Raw genomic sequence first — 17,916 nt, 5'->3', positions numbered from 1 at the left:
CCGCCGGCCCCAAGGCCCGGCGGCTCTTCTCATGTCCGCGGCCGGCGGGTCAGCGTCCGCGCCGCCACGGTCCCGTGACGGCCAGCATGATGCCCGGGTCCTGGATGTTGGCGAACAGCGTCCGCCCGTCCGGCGAGAAGCAGACGCCCGTGAACTCCGAGTACTCCGGCTCCTCGGCCGTCCCGATGTTCAGCTCGTTGCGGGCCAGCGGGTAGGTGCGCCCCGAGTCGGTCGCGCCGAACAGGTGCTGCAGCCCCGAGCCGTCCTCCGCGATGACCAGACCGCCGTACGGGGAGACCGTGATGTTGTCCGGGCCGTCGTACCCGCCTTCCACCGACGGGTCGGCATTCACCCCGAGCAGCACCTGCAGCCGCACCGTGCGGCGCTTGGGGTCGTAGAACCACACCTGGCCGTCGTGGGCCGCGCCCGGGCTCTCCTCACGGGCGTAGGAGGAGACGAAGTACGCGCCGCCGTCGGCCCACCACATGCCCTCCAGCTTGCGCGCGCGGGTCACGGCCGCCTCGCCGAACTGCTTGCGCACCGCCACGGTGCGCGCGTCGCGGTCCGGGACCGGCACCCAGTCCACCCCGTAGGTGGTCCCGATCTTCGTCGCCCGCGAGAGGTCGTCGACGAACCGCCCCGCGCTGTCGAAGCACTTGGCGGCCGCCAGCACACCGGCGTCGTCGGCGAGGTGCCGGAGCTTGCCGCGCCCGTGGCGGAAGCCTGCCGGCGGGGTCCAGCGGAAGAGCAGCCCGTTGGGGTTGGAGGCGTCCTCGGTGAGGTAGGCGTGGCCCTGGCGCGGGTCGATGACCACGGCCTCGTGGTCGTAGCGCCCGAACGCCTTGACCGGCTTCGGGTCGAGGTTGGCGCGGCGGTCGTGCGGGTCGACCTCGAAGACGTAGCCGTGGTCCTTGGTCATCCCGTTCTTGCCGGCGAGGTCCGAGTTCTCCTCGCAGGTCAGCCAGGTGTCCCAGGGGGTGGAGCCGCCCGCACAGTTGGTCGACGTGCCGGAGATGCCCACCCACTCGGCGACCTCGCCGCCGCGCCGGACCTCGACGACCGTGCAGCCGCCGGCCGCGGCCGGGTCGTAGACGAGCCCCTCGGTGAGCGGGACGGGGTGCGTCCAGTTCGTGCGCGGGCCCTTCAGCTCGTGGTTGTTGACGAGGAGGGTGACTCCCCGGTGGCCCTCGAAGGCGGCCGTGCCGTCGTGGTTGGACGGGGTGCTCTCGCCCGAGTCGAGTGCCGTGACACCGCTGTGGGTGATCACGCGGTACGTGAATCCGGCGGGGAGGGCCAGGATGCCGGCCGGGTCGGGCACGAGCGGGCCGTAGCCGGGACCGTGGCCGTGGCCGTGGCCGCCCTGGCCCTCGCGGTCGGCGTCCTGCAGTGCGCCGTCGTCCGCGGCGAGGGCCCCGGGGGCGGTGGCCAGTGCGCCGACCGTCCCGGTGAGGGCGACTCCCGCACCCGCGAGTGCGGTGCGGGTGGTGAAATCTCTGCGGCTGAGCGGCATCGGGTCTCCAGGGGTGGGGAGGTGGTGCGCATGTCGTGCGGTCGTCGGCGCACACGCTCCCGCCCGCACGTGAACGCCGACTGAACTACCCGGGAAAACGAATCGACCCCTTGTCCGGCGTCCGCGTTGGCCGAGTCCCGTTCGGGAACGGCTGGTTGTCCACGCCTCACACGCCCCGGGAACGCGCCTTGAACGCGGCCTTCCGGGCCTCTTTGGCGGCCTTCTTGTCGGGGTGCAGCCGCCCCATCGCCTCCAGCACGTGCGCCGTCGCCGGGTGCTCGACCCGCCAGGCCTGCTCGAAGAACCCGGCGTGATGGGCGGTCAGCGATTCGATCAGGAGCGGCAGCTCCGCCTCGGCACCCTCCCCGCCCCCGGCTCCCCCGCCGCTCCCGCCGCCCGTGGCGAGCTGCGCCGCGATCGTGTCGACCGTCAGCCAGAACACCATCTCCTCGTCCGGCGCCGGTACGTCGGCCACCCCGCGCTCGGCCAGCCAGACCCGGGCGAGCCCGCCGAGCTCCGCGTCGTCCAGTACCGCGCGGACCGCCGGTTCGGCCTCCGCTCCGGCCGGCGCGAGGGCCTGCTGGCAGCGCAGCCGGCGCAGCGGGCCGCCCGCGTCGGAGCCGCGCGCCGCGGCGAGCAGTTCCGCCGCGGCCTCGGGTACGGGGCGGGCGGCCAGCCACTGTTCGATCTCGGCCTGGGCGGCGGCCTCGGAGTAGTGGGAGACCACGTCGAGCAGTACGTCCGCGCCCTTGCCGGCCAGCTCGCCGACGGCCGGTGCCTCCACGCCCGCCTCCAGCATGCGCGCCCGGATCCCGTACAGCCCGAGCGGGGTCAGGCGTACCAGCCCGTACCGGGAGACGTCCTCCTCGTCGGGAGCGGAGCCGGGGCCGGAGCCGGAGCCCGGTCCCGCGCTCGCTCCCGCGCTCGCGAGGAACTCCTCGTCCTCGGCCTCCGCCATCAGCTCCTCGTCGACGGGGCGGAACTCGACCAGCCCGATCGGCTCCAGCTGCCGGAACTGGTCGTCGAGGCGCATCATCGCGTCCGAGACCTGCTCCAGTACGGCGTCGGTGGGCTCGCCCATGTCGTCCGGCACCACCATCGAGGCGGCGAGCACCGGAAGGGGGACCGGGCCGTCGGCCGTGCCGCCTTCGGCGACGGCGAGCAGGTAGAGGTTGGCGAGGACCCCGTCGAGGAAGTCGGCCTCGCGGCGCGGGTTCCAGTCGAGCTGGTCGAAGTCGATCTCGCCACCCGCGTCGAGGGCGTCGACGAGGTCGTCCAGGGCAGGCACCGCGGCGTCCGCGAGGACGGTGTCCAGGGCGGCCAGCCACAGGTCGAGCACGTCACCGGGGGCTCCGCCGGTCACCAGCGCCAGGTCCTCGCCGGGCTCGGCGGTGCCGAACTCCCGCTCCCCTTCGGCCGCTCCGCCGGAGTCGGAGCCGTCCTCCTCCGGTTCGGTGACGTCGACCAGGCCGGTGTCGACGGCCACCCGCCAGGCCTGGCTCGCGTGGGCGGCGGAGTCCTCGTCGGCGGGGTCGAGGCCCAGCAGGGCCACGGCCTCGGGCAGTTGCCCGGGGACGAGCTCGCCGCCGGTGTCCACGCGGGTGTCCGGTCCGGCCCAGCGGGCGAGGCGCACGGCGCGGGCGAACAGCGGGGCGGCCAGGGCGTCGCGGGCCAGTTCCGCGTCGGGGAGCAGCCGTACCGGCGGCAGCGTGGGGTGCGAGTCTGCGGACATGGGGCGGTTCTCCTCGCGGGCACGGATCGTTCGGGTACGGGTCGTTCGGTACGGGTCTATGGCGCCCCAGAGTAGACGCATTTCGGGCGCTCCCGGCGGCCTCTCCCCTTTGGTTCATCCCACAGTCAGTCTCCGTATTCCCTGTAGGGCTTGACAACTTTGCCGGCCACGAAGGAAATTGACGCGCGTAGATATCTGCTTCCTCCTCCACACACCGGAGTTCCCGCCCATGCGCTCCTCGCATCCCCGTTCCGCCGCCGTCGCGGCCCTCGTCGCCACCGCGCTGGCCACCGGCCTGCTCGCGGGCACCGCCGACGCGGCCGAAGGCGCCGCGTCCGCCGATCCGATACGCATCCACGACATCCAGGGCACCACCCGGATATCCCCGCTGGCCGGCAAGCAGGTCGCCGATGTCGCGGGCGTCGTCACGGGCGTTCGTACGTACGGTTCGCGCGGCTTCTGGATCCAGGACCCGGACACGGACGATGACGACGCCACCAGCGAGGGCGTGTTCGTCTTCACCAGCTCGGTCCCGACCGTCGCGGTCGGCGACGCCGTCACGGTCTCCGGCCTGGTCGGCGAGTACATCCCCGGTGGCGTCGCCTCCGGCAACCAGTCGGTCACCCAGATCTCCAAGCCCGTCGTGACCGTGGTCTCCTCCGGCAACGCGCTGCCCGCGGCCACCGCCGTCAACGAGTACTCGGTCCCCTGCGCGTACGCCCCGGAGGGCGACCCGGCCGCCGCCGGCAGCATCAACGGCCTGACCCTGGAGCCCTCGCGCTACGCCCTGGACTACTACGAGTCCCTCGAGGGCATGAACATCGCCATCGGCACCTCGCGCGTGGTCGGCGCCACCGACCCGTACGCCGAGCTGTGGGTCACGGTGAAGGGCTGGGAGAACACCGCCAAGCGCGGCGGCACGGTCTACGGTTCGTACGACTCCCAGAACACCGGCCGTCTCCAGGTCCAGCAGCTCGCGCCCCTCGCGCAGCAGCCCTTCCCGGTGGCCAACGTCGGCGACAAGCTGACCGGCCCCACCGAAGGCCCGCTGGACTTCAACCAGTTCGGCGGCTACACCCTGGTGGCCCGCACCCTCGGCACGGTCAAGGCGGGCACCCTCGCCCCGGAGAAGACCAAGGCGCAGGCCTCGAACGAGCTCGCGGTGGCCACGTACAACGTGGAGAACCTCGACCCGTCCGACCCGCAGGAGAAGTTCGACAACCTGGCGAAGGCCGTCGTCGAGAACCTCGCCTCCCCCGACGTCCTCGCCCTGGAGGAGATCCAGGACGACAACGGCGCCAAGAACGACGGCACCGTCTCGGCCGAGGCCACGCTGACCAAGTTCACCGCGGCCATCGCGGCCGCGGGCGGCCCGGCCTACCAGTGGCGGACCGTCAACCCGGAGGACAAGAAGGACGGCGGCGAGCCCGGCGGCAACATCCGCCAGGTGTTCCTCTTCAACCCGGCGCGGGTCTCCTTCACCGAGCGCGCCCCGGGCGACGCCGTGACGGCGACCGGTGTGGTCAAGGAGAACGGCAAGGCCGCCCTGACCCACTCCCCGGGCCGGATCGACCCCGCGAACCCGGCGTGGGTGGACAGCCGCAAGCCGCTGGCCGGAGAGTTCGTCTTCCGCGGCAAGACGGTCTTCGTGATCGCCAACCACTTCGGTTCGAAGGGCGGCGACCAGGGCCTGACCTCCTCGACCCAGCCTCCGGTGCGCTCCTCCGAGGCCAAGCGTCTGCTCCAGGCGCAGGCCGTGAACGGCTTCGTCAAGGACATCCTGGCGGTGGAGAAGAAGGCCGCGGTCCTCGTGGTCGGCGACATCAACGACTTCGAGTTCTCGGACACCACGAAGGCGCTGGAGGACGGCGGGGCGCTGTACGCGGCGATCAAGTCGCTGCCGAGGCCGGAGCGCTACTCGTACGTCTACCAGGGCAACGCACAAGTCCTGGACCAGATCCTGACGAGCCCGGGCATCAAGCAGTTCAGCTACGACAGCGTGCACATCAACGCCGAGTTCTCGGACCAGAACAGCGACCACGACCCGCAGGTCGTGCGCTTCCGCCCGTAGCGGCGGCGCCGAAGGGGCCGGGCCGCACCGCCGCCCGGCCCCTTTGGCATGATCCCGGCATGATCTTCCGTACCGCGACCCGTCAGGACCTGCCCGCCGTACTTGCCCTGCTGGCCCAGGACGAGAACCCGGATGCGGCCGCGGCCACCACCGGGACTCCGGCCCCCGAGCCGGTCTCCGGGGCCCACGAGCGGGCCTTCGCCGCGATCGAGGCGGACCCGCGCAACGAGATGCTGGTCCTGGAGCAGGACGGGGACCTCGTCGGCTGCCTGCAGCTGACGTACGTCCCGGGTCTCGGCCAGGGCGGGCGGGAGCGGGCCCTCGTGGAGGCCGTACGGATCCGCGCGGACCGGCGGGGCGGGGGACTCGGGGCCCGCCTGATGGAGCTGGCGGCGGACCGGGCCCGCGAGCGCGGCTGCGGCCTGATGCAGCTCACCAGCAACAAGCGGCGGACCGCCGCACACCGCTTCTACGAGCGGCTGGGCTACGCCCGGAGCCACGAGGGCTTCAAGCTGCCGCTGCGCTAGCCGGGGCGGGCGGCGGGGCCGGGCGGCCGGACGGGCGGCGGAGCCGGGACCGGACGGTCGGGAGCCGAGGAAGGGACCTTTGGCCCTGGCGTGACGCTCAGCACATCCCTACCCATTCGGGCGGTTCTGGTGTTGAGTGTCCCCACGCCCGATCTTGTACCGCACTCCAGCACTCCTTTGGAGGACCGCGTGTTCCCCTCCATCTCCCTCGCTCAGGAAATCGGCATCGCCGTCCTGCTCGTGGCCGCCGCCGTCTGGCTGATCGGCCTCGGCCACATGCTGTGGGACAGCCGTTTCCACCACCCGGAACCAGGCGCCTTCGAAGGCCTCGCGGTCATCCCGGCCCAGCGCGGCACCTCCGTCCACCCGATGGAGTCGGTGGAACTGACCGAGGCGGAGCAGCAGGCCTTCGCCGGCCTGGTCCGCACCATCCCCCTGAGCTGACCCCTCCGCGCGGATCCGCGCGGCAGAGCTCCCTCCCCCGCTCGGGGCGGGAGGGAGCTCACCACGCACGGCGCCCTCCCACCCCGTCGGGTGGGAGGGCGCCGTGCGTTGCGACGGGACCGGGGTCGGTCAGTTGTGGCTGTGGAGGACCTCGTTCAGGCCGCCCCAGGCCGCCTTGTACGGGCGGGCCTCGACGGCACCGGTGACCGAGTTGCGGCGGAAGAGGATGTTGTTGGCGCCCGAGAGCTCCAGGGCCTTGACGACCTGGCCGTCCGGCAGGGTGACCCGGGTGCCCGCGGTCACGTACAGGCCCGCCTCGACGACGCACTCGTCGCCCAGCGCGATGCCGACGCCCGCCTCGGCGCCGATCAGGGTGCGCTCGCCGATCGAGATGATCTGCTTGCCGCCGCCCGACAGGGTGCCCATGGTGGACGCGCCGCCGCCGATGTCGGAGCCGTCGCCGACCACGACACCCGCGGAGATCCGGCCCTCGACCATGGAGGTGCCCAGGGTGCCGGCGTTGAAGTTGACGAAGCCCTCGTGCATGACGGTGGTGCCCTCGGCGAGGTGCGCGCCGAGGCGGACCCGGTCCGCGTCGGCGATGCGCACGCCCTTGGGGGCGACGTAGTCCGTCATCCGCGGGAACTTGTCGATCGAGGTGACCTGGAGGTGCAGGCCCTCGGCGCGCGCGTTCAGGCGGACCGTCTCGACCTGGTCGATCGCGACCGGGCCCAGCGAGGTCCAGGCGACGTTGGCCAGCAGGCCGAAGACGCCGTCCAGGTTCTGGCCGTGCGGCTTGACCAGGCGGTGGCTGAGCAGGTGCAGGCGCAGGTACGCGTCGTGCGCGTCCAGCGGCTTGTCCTCCAGGGAGGCGATCACGGTGCGGACGGCTACGACCTCGACGCCGCGGACCGCGTCCTGGCGGATCGCCTTGGGCGCGGTGGCGCCCAGCAGTTCCACGGCCTGTTCGGCGGTGAGGCGCTCGGTGCCGGCCGGGCCGGGCTCGGCGACCAGCTGGGGGGCGGGGAACCAGGTGTCGAGGACGGTGCCGTCGGCGGTGATGGTGGCAAGTCCGGCGGCGACGGCGCCGGTGGTACGCGTAGCAGTCATGCCCGAAACCTAACCGGCGACGGCCCGCGGTCGCGAACCGGTCTCATGTGCCGGGCGCGGGTCGTGTCGCGCCGGGTCCTGCGCGGCATCGGGCACGGACTCCCTCACCCGGGCGCCCTCCCCCGCAGGTCGCGGCTCCCGCGCAGCCGGCACGGACTCCCGTGCATCCCCCGCACCCCGCGCCACCCGGACCGCCATCCACAGCACCGCACCGCCCGCCCCCGCCGCCAGCGCCGCGCACAGCGGCCACAGCAGCCCGGGCGCCGCGGAGTACAGGGCACCGCCGAGCGGTCCGCCGAGTACGACGCCACTGGCCGAGACCCCGGCGTACAGGCTCTGGAACAGCCCGATGGCGTGTGCGGGCGCCTGGTCGGCGACGTAGGCGGTGGCCGGAGTCTTGTAGAGGATCTCCCCGAGGCTCAGCAGCAGCATCATCGCCACGGCGGCCGGTATCCCGGTCCCGAGCAGCAGCGCCCCGTACCCCGCGCCGACGAGCAGCAGCCCGACGCCGATGACGCGCAGCGGCGGGCGGGCGCGCAGGGCGACGGCGGCCGGGAGTTCCAGGAGGAGGATCACGGCTCCGTTGAGGGCGATGATCAGCCCGTAGACGCCGGTGTCCAGGCCGTGGTCCGCGAGGTAGACCGGGAAGGTCGAGTACTGCTGGCGGTAGATCACGTCGACGACGAGGATCGCGGCCAGCAGGACGAGGACGGCGGGCCTGGCCCGGAGCTCCCCCCACACGCCGCGGCCCAGACCCCCGTCCGGGGCCGCGGCGGGGGTGTTCGCGGCGCCGCTCGCGGGAACGACCCGGGCGGTCCAGAGGGCGAAGACGAGCGTGCCGATGCCGTCGGCGACGAAGAGCCAGTCGTAGGAGAGGCCCGTCGCGATCAGCGCGCCGAGCGGCGCGCCGAGCGTGAAGCCGCCGTTGGACACGCAGCGGACGACGGCGAAGGACTGGCGGCGCGTCCCTTCGGGGACGATCACCGCGACGAGGGCGGCGTTGGCGGAGCGGATCGCCCCGATGGCGTACTGGGCCGGCGGCAGGGCGGCGTAGAGCGCCGCGGTGGGCAGCGCCGGCAGGAGGACCAGGGCGCCGCCGGCGAGGGCGGAGGCGATGAGCAGGACGCGGCGGTGGCCGTAACGGTCCCCGAATCCGCCGCCCGTGAAGTTGCCGGCGATCAGGCCGATGCCGCCGATTCCGGTGATGAGGCCGGCCTCGGCGACCGAGAGCCCGCGCTCTCCGGTCAGGTACACGAAGACGAAGACGAAGGTGAAGCTGGACACGGCGTTGACGAACACGCCCGGGGAGAGCAGCCACACCGCCCTGGGGACGTCCTTGAAACCTTGCAGCACCAGCCGACCCCCCAGTGAGTTCCCTTTGGGAACTAACCATGTCAGCATGACAGCCTCGGGTCAACGGACAAAGGAGTGCCCATGGCCCAGCGCACGCACCTCGACGACGCGGACTGCTCCATCGCCCAGGCCCTCGACGTCGTGGGCGACTGGTGGACGCTGCTGATCGTGCGAGACGCCGCACGCGGCGTGCACCGCTTCGACGAGTTCCAGCGCGAACTGGGCATGTCCCGCAAGGTCCTGACGGAACGACTGAAGCTGCTCGTCGAAGCGGGCGTACTGACCCGCGAGCCGTACCAGGACCGCCCGGTGCGCCACGCCTACCGGCTGACCCCGCGCGGACGCGGACTGCTGCCGGTGCTGGTCGCCCTCCAGGACTGGGGGGACACCTGGATTCTGGGAGAGGGCGAAATGACGGCGACGACACACGAGACCTCGCGCGAGGCGGTACGGGTCCACGCGCTGCGCGGCACCCGGCTGCCGGAGCTGACCCTGCCGGACCGTTTCGGCGAGCTCCGCGACCCGGTGGCGGACACCCCGTTCACCGTCCTGTACTGCTTCCCGGGCGCGTTCGCCCGGTCCGAGTCCTACCCGCCGGGGTGGGCCGGGATCCCCGGGGCGCGGGGGTGCACCCTCGAATCGTGCACCTACCGGGACCAGCTCGGGGAGTTCACGGAGGCGGGCGCGACGGTGCACGGGGTGTCGACCCAGCGGCCGGACGAGCAGCGGGAGTTCGCGGAGGCCGAGGGGCTCCGCTTCCCCCTGCTCTCCGACGCGGAACTCGGGCTCGTGACGGCGCTGCGGCTGCCGACGTTCCGGGCGGGCGGCATCAGCCGGCTGAAGCGCCTGACGCTGGTCGTGGGCCGCGACCGGACCGTCCGCGAGGTCTTCTACCCGGTCCGGGACATCGAGGCGAGCGTGGCCGCCGCCCTCGCGGCGGTCCGCGGCGCCTAGGGCCTGTCGTCAAACTCCCGTCGTCGCCCGAAGGGCGGCCTCGCGGCGTCTGGTGCGTGCTCTCGGCGTGCCGGGCGGAAGCCCGTGTACCGGACGTACTTGGCTGCCGTTCGGTGCGGCGAGAGCGCGTGCCAGGCGTCGCGAGGCAGACGGGAGTTTGACGACAGGCCCTAGGGCCTGTCGTCAGGCCCGCAGCACCCGCCGCAGGATCTCGCAGGCGTACGCCTCGTCGTACTCCGCCCCCGTCAGCAGGACCTGGAGGCTGATCCCGTCCATCACCGCCACCAGCGCCCGCGCCGTCGCCGGATCCGTCCGGACCGACAGCGCCTCGGAGACGGCCTCGCACCATTCCGCCGCCACGGGGCGCAGCGCGGGGCGGCGCAGGGCGGCCAGGTAGAGCTCGTACTCCAGCTCCGCCCGCGCGCGGTCCGCCCCCAGGAACCCTCCCAGCAGGACGGCCAGGGCCCCGGCCAGGTCCGCGCCCGGATCAGCCAGCGCCGCGGAATCCGCCACCGCCCGGGCGAAGCCCTCGTTGGCCTGCCGCAGCGCGGCGACCAGCAGGTCGTCCAGGGTCTTGAAGTGGTACGTGGTCGAGCCGAGCGGTACGTCGGCCTCCGCGGCCGCGCTGCGGTGGCTGAGCCCCGCGATGCCGCGCGCCCCCACCACCCGGATCGCGGCGGCGATGATCCGGTCCCGCCGGTCCGGGTCGTACCGGCGCACCGATCCGGCCATCAGCGGGCTGCTCCCGTGGTGAGGAGCGGCAGGTACGGCATGTGCACCACGGTACACAGCGAGATGCGGTGGCACGCAGCGACGTCCTGCGCCCCGTACGAACGTCCGCCCACCGGACACGTCCGCCTCTTGATCACTTCGCGAGCGTCGACGGTACCGTGAAGCCCGCGCCTGTGGGCGTCCGGGCCGCCGGGCCGGTCCGCGGTCAGTGCGCCGTCCCCCCGAGGTTCAGCAGCACGACCCCGGCGATCACCAGGGCGATGCCGCCGATCTTCGCGGCCGTCGCCGCCTCCCCCATGAAGATCATGCCGATCGCGGCGATCGCGGCCGTGCCCACGCCGGCCCAGATCGCGTACGCCGTCCCGACCGACATCGACTTCAGCGTCTGCGCGAGCAGCGTGAAGGCGATGACGTAGCCCACCAGCGTGATCAGCGAGGGCCACAGCTTGGTGAAGCCCTCGCTGAACTTCATGGCGGTCGTGCCGGCGACCTCCGCGGCGATGGCGGCGGCGAGCAGTACGTAGGGCATGCGTACGACTGTACACATCGTTATGGACGACCGTACATATCCGTGTGTCCCCGGGACTTCCCCGGCCCCGGCCGTTACGGTGTCCGCCCGCGGCGGCGCCCAGCCGTGCGCGCCGGGGGACGAGGGACGGGGAGATGCGCATGACCCAGGACGGGACGCGACACGAAGCGCAGCAAGGGACCCGGCACGCGACGCAGCACGCGACCCGGCCGTGGACGCCTTGGGGCGGCGGCTGGCTGCCGCCGCAGCCTCCCCGGCCCGGGGTGATATCCCTGCGGCCACTGACCCCCGGCGAGATACTCGCCGGCGCCTGCGCCACCCTCGCCCGGTACGGGGGCCGCCTCGCGACCGCCCTGTTGCTCGGCCAGCTCGGCGCACTGCTGCTGGTCGCCGCGGCCGCCGCGGCGGCCCTCGCCCTGAACGCCCGGCCCGTCGCCGCCCTCGTTCCCGCCGCGGCCCTGGCCACCCTGCTGACCTGCGCCCTGGCCTCCGCTCTGACGGGGGCCGTGCTGCGCCCGGCGCTGCTCGGCCGCCCCGCCACCGCCCGTACGCTGCTGCGCGCCGCCCGCCCCCGCTTCGCGGCCGTCCTCGGCACCCAGCTCCTGGTCCTCGGCGCCGTGACCGGACCGGGCGCCGCCCTCCTGGCCGCCGGGCTGCCCCCGCTGACGGCGGCGGCGACCCTGCCGGCCGCACTCGTCCTCGGGGTCCTGTTCGCGCTCGCGCCGACGGTCGCCGTCCACGAGGGTCTGGGCCCGCTCGGCGCCCTGCGCCGCTCGGCCCGTCTGGTGCGCGGGGCCTGGTGGCGCACCCTCGGGCTCACCGCCCTCGCCGCCTCGGTCGCCGCCCCGGCGGCGTACGCCGTCCAGCTGCCCTTCGCCTTCGCCGGGGCGCTCAGCCTGATCCCGGCGGTGGACGGCGGCTTCGTGCACGCGATCCTCACCGCACTGGGCGGGATGGTCGCGCAGACGCTGCTGCTCTGCTTCCCGCAGCTCACCGCCGGTCTGCTCTACGCAGACCGGCGGCTGCGCCGCGAGGACCTGGCGGTGGAGCTCACCCGGCGGTCCGGGCCGTCCGGGCCGTGCGGGCCGTCCGGGGAGCTCAGTTCAGCGTGAACCAGGCCGCGCGGGACTTCTTCCACTCCGGGTGGGTGAGGTCCTTCGCCTCGGTGCCGTCCCCGTACAGGTCGGCGGAGCCGCTGTCGGTGATCAGCTGCACCCGTGCGCCCGCGACCGACAGGTCGGGCACCGCCACGATGGCCTCCCAGCCGCCGGGGTCGGTGGTCGGCAGGTCTGCGCGCTTGACCGGGGCGTGTCCCGCGATCCCGTCCCACTGGTAGAGGGCGTACGGGTCGGAGTTGTCGTCCGCCGCCCAGGAGCCGGCCAGGATCAGGTACTGGTCGGCCGCGTTCTTGCGGATGTCGCGGATCGCGAGCCCGCCGAGGTCGAGCTCGATGCCCGCGCCGAACGTGGCCTTGGTCCCGCTGGAGATCACCTTGTCGAAGTTGGTCACCGGCACGACCAGCGCCTTGCCGCCGATCACCGCCGGGGCCAGCGGGGCCCGGAAGCCCAGGTAGGCGGTGGTGGTCGAACCGGGAGCGAACTCCAGACCCTCCACGTTGAACCCGTCGATCTGCTTCGGCGCCTCACCGGCGGCCGTACCGGCCGCGAAGCCGTAGCGGTTGCCGTTCGCCGTGTCCCAGCCGACGAGGTCCTCGCGGAGCTTCTTGTACGAACGCCCGTACGCGAGCTGCGCGGTGGATCCGGAGCCGCTCAGCGTGGTGGTGAACACCGTGTTGCGGGGCGCCTTGTACTCGCCGTCCTTGTTGTTGCCGAGCGAGCCCGTCCAGTAGATGGTGCCGCCGATCAGGGTCGCGCCCTCGATGTCCACCTCCTTGGTGACGCCGAGCTGCGAGCTGAAGTCCCAGGTCCTGACCGGGGCAGCCGAGTTGGACCGGTCGTACAGGCGCAGCACGTTGCTCTCGTCGTCGGCGACGACCGTGTACCCGCCGCCGACGTCCACGGCGGCCGAGGAGTCCGAGGCGCCGGTGAAGTAGCGCGCGTCGGCCGGGTTCTGCACCGCTGAGGAAGCCGCGAAGTACAGCGTCTTGGTGGCGGTCTTGCCGCCCAGGCCGGTCACCTTGACGGTGAGGTTGGTGTAGCCGCGGCCGCGCGCGGTCACGGCCAGCTGCCGTACCGCACCGGCGCCGGTGACGCTCACGTCCCCGGTCCCGGCGACCGAGGCCTTGCTGGACGCGGAGGCGGTGACGGTGAGCGCGGACACGTCCGCACCGCTCTGCGCCACGGTCACGTTCACCGTGGGGTCGCCCGTCGCGCCGACGGCCCCGGACAGGTAGGAGGCGGACAGCGAGAGGGTGGGCGTGCCGTACGTCACCGCCTGCGCGGGCATCGTCGTGGCGGCGAGGAGCAGCGCGGCGATGCCGGCGGCCCCGAGGTAGGTCTTCGTCTGCTGCTGCTTCTTCATCGGGTTCCTCCACGGATCGGGCCGAGCATGAACCATCCGGACCGGGACTTCTTCCACTCCGGGTGGTCGAGGTCCTTGGCTTCGGTGCCGTCCCCGTACAGGTCGGCGGAGCCGCTGTCGGTGATCAGCTGGACGCGGGCGCCGGGCACCCGCAGGTCGGGTACGGAGATCACGGCTTCCCAGCCGCCGGGGTCGGTGGTCGGCAGGTCGGCCCGCTTGACCGGGGCGTGGCCCGGGACGCCGTCCCACTGGTAGAGGGCGTAGGGGTCGGAGTTGTCGTCCGCCGCCCAGGAGCCGGCCAGGACCAGGTACTGGTCGGCGGCGTTCTTGCGGATGTCACGGATGGCGAGCCCGCCGAGGTCCATCTCGATCGGCTCGCCGAAGACCGGCTTGGCCGCGTCGGCCACGACCCGGTCGATGTTGGTGACGGGCACGACCAGTGCCTTGCCACCGGGCACCGAGGGCGCCAGCGGGGCGCGGAAGCCCAGGTAGGCGGTGGTGGTCGAACCGGGAGCGAACTCCAGACCCTCCACGTTGAACCCGTCGATGCTCTTCGGGATCCGGCCGGCCGCCGTGCCCGCCGCGAAGCCGTAGCGGTTGCCGTTCGCCGTGTCCCAGGCGATCAGGTCCTCGCGCAGGGTCTTGTACGCGGAGCCGAAGACGATCTCGGTGTCTGCGCCCGTCCCGGTGAGCCGGGTGGTGAAGACGGTGTTGCGCTCGGCCTTGTACTTGCCGTCCTTGTTGTTGCCGAGCGAACCCGTCCAGTAGACGGTGTCGCCGACCCGGGCGGCCGCCTCGATGTCGGCTTCCTTCTTGATACCGAGCGCGGGGCCGAGGTCCCAGGTCTTCACGGGGGCGCCCGAGCGGGAACGGTCGTACAGGCGCAGCACGTTGGTCTCGTCGTCGGCCACCACCGCGTAGCCGTCGCCGACGTCCACGGCGGCCGAGGAGTCGGCGGAGCCCGTGAGGTAGCGGGTGGCGAAGGCGCCGGTTCCCACCCGCGCAGAAGCGGCGTAGGAGAGGGTGGCCGTGGCCGTCTTGCCGCCGCGTCCGGTCACCCGGAGCGTCAGGTCGGTGTAGCCCCGGGCCCGCGGGCGGACGGTCAGCTCACGCTCGCCGTGACCGGTCCGTCCGATGCGCACGTCGCCGGGCCCGGCGACGGCCGGGTTGCTGGAGGAGAGGACGTCGACCTTGAGGAAGGCGGCGGGCATCCCCTCCTGCGCGATGTCCACGGTGACGCCCGGGTCGCCGATCGCGCCGACGGCCCCGGACAGGTACCCGGCGGAGAGCGCGATGGTCGGTTCGGCGGCGGTTTCCTGGGCGGCGTGGGCGGGCGCGCTCAGTCCGGCGGCGAGCAGGGCGGCGGCCCCGGCGGCTCCCACGGCACCGAGGCGGCGTGCCGGTGAAGGGCGAACGGTCAACGGAGGTCCTCTCGTCTGCGCCGTCACGATGTGACGGCCGTCGAGAAGATTCGGCCACCGTGGCCAACTCCCGGTGCACGCGGCCCGTCCTCCGGGAAAACAGACGACCCCCGGCACGGGTGTGCCGGGGGTCGTGTGTTCACTCGGCCGTCGGACGGCCGTCGTGCGGGTCCTGCCTGGGGCAGACGTCGATCAGACGTTGAAACCGAGCGCGCGCAGCTGCTCGCGGCCGTCGTCGGTGATCTTGTCCGGGCCCCACGGCGGCATCCACACCCAGTTGATGCGCAGTTCGCTGACGATGCCGTCCGTAGCCGACTTCGCCTGGTCCTCGATGACGTCCGTCAGCGGGCAGGCCGCCGAGGTGAGGGTCATGTCGAGGGTCGCGATGTTCGCGTCGTCGACGTGGATGCCGTAGATCAGGCCCAGGTTGACGACGTCGATGCCCAGCTCGGGGTCGACCACGTCGTAGAGGGCCTCGCGGACCTCTTCCTCGGTGGCCGGCTTGATGGACGCCTCGGGCGTCGCGTTCTCGGTCATGCCGTCTTCCTCTCGGCGTCGCCCAGTGCCTGGGCGGTCGCGTCCTTCCAGGCCATCCAGCTCAGCAGAGCACACTTCACCCGGGCCGGATACTTGGAGACGCCGGCGAACGCGACCGCGTCCTCCAGCACCTCCTCCATGGCCTCGTCGGGCTCGATCTTGCCCTTGGACTGCATCAGCTCCAGGAAGACTTCCTGGATCTTCCGCGCCTCGCCCAGCTCCTTGCCGACGAGCAGCTCGTTCAGTATCGACGCGCCGGCCTGGCTGATGGAGCAGCCCTGGCCCTCGTACGAGATGTCCGTGAGGGTCTCGCCGTCGTACTTCACGCGCAGGGTGATCTCGTCACCGCACGTCGGGTTGACGTGGTGCACCTCGGCGTCGCCGTCGCGCAGGCCTCGCCCGCGCGGGTGCTTGTAGTGGTCCAGGATCAGTTCCTGGTACAGGGATTCCAGCTTCACTGCGCCCTCGTCGCCTTCGTCGCTTCGTCTTATCCGAAGAAGTTCCGTACGTGCTCCAGCCCGTCGATCAGTGCGTCTACCTCGGCCGGAGAGGAGTACAGGTAGAAAGACGCTCGCGTCGTCGCCGGAATTCCGTACCGGAGGCAGACCGGGCGGGCGCAGTGGTGTCCCACGCGGACCGCGATGCCCTGCTCGTCCAGTACCTGACCGACGTCGTGCGGGTGGATGTCACCGAGCACGAAGGAGATCGCGGCGCCGCGGTCCTCGGCCGTGGTCGGGCCGATGATGCGCAGGTCCGGGACCTCCGCGAGGCGCTTGATCGCGTACTCCGTGATCGCGTGCTCGTGCGCGGCGATCTTGTCCATGCCGATCGCGGTCAGGTAGTCCACGGCCGCGCCGAGGCCGACGGCCTGGGCGATCGGGGGCGTACCGGCCTCGAACTTGTGGGGCGCCGGGGCGTACGTCGAGGAGTGCATCGAGACGGTTTCGATCATCTCGCCGCCACCCAGGAAGGGCGGCAGGTCCTCGAGCAGCTCCTGGCGACCCCAGAGGACGCCGATGCCGGTCGGGCCGCACATCTTGTGACCGGTGAAGGCCACGAAGTCGGCACCGAGCGCCTGCACGTCGAGCGGCATGTGCGGAGCGGCCTGCGAGGCGTCGATCAGCACCAGCGCGCCGACCTCCTGCGCGCGCCGGACGATCGCCTCGGTCGGGTTGACCGTGCCCATGATGTTGGAGACCAGCGTGAAGGAGACGATCTTCGTCTTCTCCGTGATGACCTCTTCGATGTTGGACAGGTCGAGCCGGCCGTCGTCGGTGAGGCCGAACCACTTCAGCTTCGCGCCGGTGCGCTGCGAGAGCAGCTGCCACGGAACGATGTTGGAGTGGTGCTCCATCTCCGTGATGGCGATCTCGGTCTCGCGGTCGACCCGGTAGGGCTCGTCCGCCCAGCCGAGCATGTTCGCGACCAGGTTGAGCGACTCCGAGGCGTTCTTGGTGAAGATCACCTCGTTGCGGCTCGGAGCGTTGATGAAGGCGGCGACCTTGTCGCGAGCGCCCTCGTACAGCGCCGTGGCCTCCTCGGCGAGCACGTGCACGCCGCGGTGGACGTTGGCGTTGTGCTGCTCGTAGTACTCGTTGAGCGCGTCGAGTACCTGGCGGGGCTTCTGCGAAGTCGCCGCGTTGTCCAGGTAAACGATCTTCTTCCCGTCGTGGACCACACGATCCAGAAGGGGGAAGTCCTTGCGGATCGCCTCGATGTCGAGGAGGCCAGGCAGCTGTGTCACGCGGTCGCGCCACCCTTCGTGCTGTACGACTCGTAGCCTTCGGCCTCCAGCTTGTCGGCGAGCTCGGCGCCACCGGACTCGGCGATGCGGCCCTCGGAGAAGACGTGGACGAAGTCGGGCTTGATGTAGCGGAGGATCCGCGTGTAGTGCGTGATCAGCAGGGTGCCGACCTCACCGGTCGCGTGGACGCGGTTGACGCCCTCGGAGACCTGACGCAGGGCGTCCACGTCGAGGCCGGAGTCGGTCTCGTCGAGGATCGCGATCTTCGGCTTGAGGAGCTCCAGCTGAAGGATCTCGTGGCGCTTCTTCTCACCGCCGGAGAAGCCCTCGTTGACGTTGCGCTCGGCGAAGGCCGGGTCCATCTGGAGCTGCTCCATCGCGGACTTGACCTCCTTCACCCAGGTGCGCAGCTTCGGCGCCTCGCCGCGGATGGCGGTGGCCGAGGTGCGCAGGAAGTTGGAGACCGAGACGCCGGGGATCTCCACCGGGTACTGCATCGCGAGGAACAGGCCGGCGCGGGCGCGCTCGTCGACGGACATCTCCAGGACGTCTTCGCCGTCGAGGGTCACGGTTCCACCGGTGATGGTGTACTTCGGGTGCCCGGCCAGCGAGTACGCCAGGGTGGACTTGCCGGAGCCGTTCGGACCCATGATGGCGTGCGTCTCACCCTGCTTGATGGTGAGGTCGACGCCCTTGAGGATCTCGCGGGCGCCCTGCTCGGCCTCGACGGAGACGTGCAGGTCGTGGATTTCAAGCGTTGCCATGGATACC

At 72.1% G+C, this 17,916-nt stretch carries 17 protein-coding genes; 5 read left to right on the top strand and 12 right to left on the bottom strand.

What is annotated here, in order from left to right; genetic code table 11:
- Positions 1 to 49 precede the first annotated feature (49 nt).
- Both ACFYM0_RS26725 and ACFYM0_RS26720 read right to left on the bottom strand, forming a co-directional pair.
- Entirely contained in the window at positions 50 to 1,510 is a 1,461-nt protein-coding gene (locus ACFYM0_RS26725) for an alkaline phosphatase PhoX (RefSeq protein WP_388505720.1), read from the bottom strand.
- A 166-nt stretch (positions 1,511 to 1,676) separates the two neighbouring features.
- The gene (locus ACFYM0_RS26720; RefSeq protein WP_388505718.1) at positions 1,677 to 3,242 is read right to left on the bottom strand and encodes a hypothetical protein; all 1,566 of its coding nucleotides are present in this window, start codon (positions 3,240 to 3,242) and stop codon (positions 1,677 to 1,679) included.
- A gap of 229 nt (positions 3,243 to 3,471) precedes the next feature.
- On the opposite strand from ACFYM0_RS26720, the gene ACFYM0_RS26715 reads away from it, so the two are divergent.
- The 3 genes from ACFYM0_RS26715 (at position 3,472) to ACFYM0_RS26705 (ending at position 6,284) form a co-directional block, all read left to right on the top strand.
- Positions 3,472 to 5,313 carry an endonuclease/exonuclease/phosphatase family protein gene (locus tag ACFYM0_RS26715; protein WP_388505858.1) on the top strand — a complete coding sequence of 614 codons (1,842 nt, stop codon included), beginning with the start codon at positions 3,472 to 3,474 and terminating at the stop codon, positions 5,311 to 5,313.
- A 59-nt stretch (positions 5,314 to 5,372) separates the two neighbouring features.
- Positions 5,373 to 5,840: a GNAT family N-acetyltransferase gene (locus tag ACFYM0_RS26710; RefSeq protein WP_388505716.1), complete on the top strand. Its 468-nt coding sequence runs from the start codon at positions 5,373 to 5,375 to the stop codon at positions 5,838 to 5,840.
- Between the two features lie 189 nt (positions 5,841 to 6,029).
- Positions 6,030 to 6,284: a hypothetical protein gene (locus tag ACFYM0_RS26705; RefSeq protein WP_388505714.1), complete on the top strand. Its 255-nt coding sequence runs from the start codon at positions 6,030 to 6,032 to the stop codon at positions 6,282 to 6,284.
- Between the two features lie 129 nt (positions 6,285 to 6,413).
- Here the strand turns inward: ACFYM0_RS26705 and dapD are convergent, their stop codons facing one another.
- Both dapD and ACFYM0_RS26695 read right to left on the bottom strand, forming a co-directional pair.
- The gene (dapD, locus tag ACFYM0_RS26700; protein ID WP_388505713.1) at positions 6,414 to 7,394 is read right to left on the bottom strand and encodes a 2,3,4,5-tetrahydropyridine-2,6-dicarboxylate N-succinyltransferase; all 981 of its coding nucleotides are present in this window, start codon (positions 7,392 to 7,394) and stop codon (positions 6,414 to 6,416) included.
- Between the two features lie 9 nt (positions 7,395 to 7,403).
- On the bottom strand, positions 7,404 to 8,744 hold the full coding sequence (locus ACFYM0_RS26695) for an MFS transporter (protein WP_388505856.1): 1,341 nt from the start codon (positions 8,742 to 8,744) through the stop codon (positions 7,404 to 7,406).
- Positions 8,745 to 8,828: 84 nt separating this feature from the next.
- Between ACFYM0_RS26695 and ACFYM0_RS26690 the strand changes: the two genes are divergently transcribed.
- Positions 8,829 to 9,701 (top strand): winged helix-turn-helix transcriptional regulator, encoded by an 873-nt coding sequence (locus ACFYM0_RS26690; RefSeq protein WP_388505711.1) that lies wholly within the window; start codon positions 8,829 to 8,831, stop codon positions 9,699 to 9,701.
- 183 nt (positions 9,702 to 9,884) lie between these two features.
- Here the strand turns inward: ACFYM0_RS26690 and ACFYM0_RS26685 are convergent, their stop codons facing one another.
- Entirely contained in the window at positions 9,885 to 10,433 is a 549-nt protein-coding gene (locus ACFYM0_RS26685) for a TetR/AcrR family transcriptional regulator (protein WP_388505709.1), read from the bottom strand.
- 205 nt (positions 10,434 to 10,638) lie between these two features.
- Positions 10,639 to 10,962 carry a DMT family transporter gene (locus tag ACFYM0_RS26680; RefSeq protein ID WP_388505707.1) on the bottom strand — a complete coding sequence of 108 codons (324 nt, stop codon included), beginning with the start codon at positions 10,960 to 10,962 and terminating at the stop codon, positions 10,639 to 10,641.
- A 140-nt stretch (positions 10,963 to 11,102) separates the two neighbouring features.
- On the opposite strand from ACFYM0_RS26680, the gene ACFYM0_RS26675 reads away from it, so the two are divergent.
- Positions 11,103 to 12,074 carry a hypothetical protein gene (locus ACFYM0_RS26675; protein WP_388505705.1) on the top strand — a complete coding sequence of 324 codons (972 nt, stop codon included), beginning with the start codon at positions 11,103 to 11,105 and terminating at the stop codon, positions 12,072 to 12,074.
- Here the strand turns inward: ACFYM0_RS26675 and ACFYM0_RS26670 are convergent.
- From ACFYM0_RS26670 to sufC, 6 genes are all read right to left on the bottom strand, one after another.
- Positions 12,061 to 13,443 carry a DUF3616 domain-containing protein gene (locus tag ACFYM0_RS26670; RefSeq protein ID WP_388505703.1) on the bottom strand — a complete coding sequence of 461 codons (1,383 nt, stop codon included), beginning with the start codon at positions 13,441 to 13,443 and terminating at the stop codon, positions 12,061 to 12,063. The two genes, ACFYM0_RS26675 and ACFYM0_RS26670, sit on opposite strands and share 14 nt — an antisense overlap.
- Positions 13,440 to 14,825: a hypothetical protein gene (locus ACFYM0_RS26665; RefSeq protein ID WP_388505701.1), complete on the bottom strand. Its 1,386-nt coding sequence runs from the start codon at positions 14,823 to 14,825 to the stop codon at positions 13,440 to 13,442. Before ACFYM0_RS26665 ends, ACFYM0_RS26670 begins: the two co-directional genes overlap by 4 nt.
- Positions 14,826 to 15,056: 231 nt before the next feature.
- On the bottom strand, positions 15,057 to 15,401 hold the full coding sequence (locus ACFYM0_RS26660) for a metal-sulfur cluster assembly factor (RefSeq protein ID WP_073913993.1): 345 nt from the start codon (positions 15,399 to 15,401) through the stop codon (positions 15,057 to 15,059).
- Positions 15,398 to 15,859 (bottom strand): Fe-S cluster assembly sulfur transfer protein SufU, encoded by a 462-nt coding sequence (gene sufU, locus ACFYM0_RS26655; RefSeq protein WP_266909696.1) that lies wholly within the window; start codon positions 15,857 to 15,859, stop codon positions 15,398 to 15,400. The genes ACFYM0_RS26660 and sufU overlap by 4 nt, the downstream gene beginning before the upstream one ends.
- A gap of 29 nt (positions 15,860 to 15,888) precedes the next feature.
- On the bottom strand, positions 15,889 to 17,145 hold the full coding sequence (locus tag ACFYM0_RS26650; protein WP_327252118.1) for a cysteine desulfurase: 1,257 nt from the start codon (positions 17,143 to 17,145) through the stop codon (positions 15,889 to 15,891).
- Entirely contained in the window at positions 17,142 to 17,909 is a 768-nt protein-coding gene (sufC, locus tag ACFYM0_RS26645; protein ID WP_327252119.1) for a Fe-S cluster assembly ATPase SufC, read from the bottom strand. Before sufC ends, ACFYM0_RS26650 begins: the two co-directional genes overlap by 4 nt.
- Positions 17,910 to 17,916: the final 7 nt, after the last annotated feature.

This window comes from Streptomyces sp. NPDC006487, assembly GCF_042870555.1.
In the GTDB taxonomy this organism is placed as follows: Bacteria; Actinomycetota; Actinomycetes; order Streptomycetales; family Streptomycetaceae; genus Streptomyces.
The sequence above is the reverse complement of the archived record's forward strand: the minus strand, read 5'-3'. Positions and strand labels throughout refer to the sequence as shown.

What these genes read in the sequence shown, in the direction of transcription:
- ACFYM0_RS26725 (WP_388505720.1), bottom strand. Translation starts at nt 1,510, where the DNA reads ATGCCGCTCAGCCGCAGAGATTTCACCACCCGCACCGCACTCGCGGGT.
- ACFYM0_RS26720 (WP_388505718.1), bottom strand. Translation starts at nt 3,242, where the DNA reads ATGTCCGCAGACTCGCACCCCACGCTGCCGCCGGTACGGCTGCTCCCC.
- ACFYM0_RS26715 (WP_388505858.1), top strand. Translation starts at nt 3,472, where the DNA reads ATGCGCTCCTCGCATCCCCGTTCCGCCGCCGTCGCGGCCCTCGTCGCC.
- ACFYM0_RS26710 (WP_388505716.1), top strand. Translation starts at nt 5,373, where the DNA reads ATGATCTTCCGTACCGCGACCCGTCAGGACCTGCCCGCCGTACTTGCC.
- dapD (WP_388505713.1), bottom strand. Translation starts at nt 7,394, where the DNA reads ATGACTGCTACGCGTACCACCGGCGCCGTCGCCGCCGGACTTGCCACC.
- ACFYM0_RS26690 (WP_388505711.1), top strand. Translation starts at nt 8,829, where the DNA reads ATGGCCCAGCGCACGCACCTCGACGACGCGGACTGCTCCATCGCCCAG.
- ACFYM0_RS26685 (WP_388505709.1), bottom strand. Translation starts at nt 10,433, where the DNA reads ATGGCCGGATCGGTGCGCCGGTACGACCCGGACCGGCGGGACCGGATC.
- ACFYM0_RS26680 (WP_388505707.1), bottom strand. Translation starts at nt 10,962, where the DNA reads ATGCCCTACGTACTGCTCGCCGCCGCCATCGCCGCGGAGGTCGCCGGC.
- ACFYM0_RS26675 (WP_388505705.1), top strand. Translation starts at nt 11,103, where the DNA reads ATGACCCAGGACGGGACGCGACACGAAGCGCAGCAAGGGACCCGGCAC.
- ACFYM0_RS26670 (WP_388505703.1), bottom strand. Translation starts at nt 13,443, where the DNA reads ATGAAGAAGCAGCAGCAGACGAAGACCTACCTCGGGGCCGCCGGCATC.
- ACFYM0_RS26660 (WP_073913993.1), bottom strand. Translation starts at nt 15,401, where the DNA reads ATGACCGAGAACGCGACGCCCGAGGCGTCCATCAAGCCGGCCACCGAG.
- sufC (WP_327252119.1), bottom strand. Translation starts at nt 17,909, where the DNA reads ATGGCAACGCTTGAAATCCACGACCTGCACGTCTCCGTCGAGGCCGAG.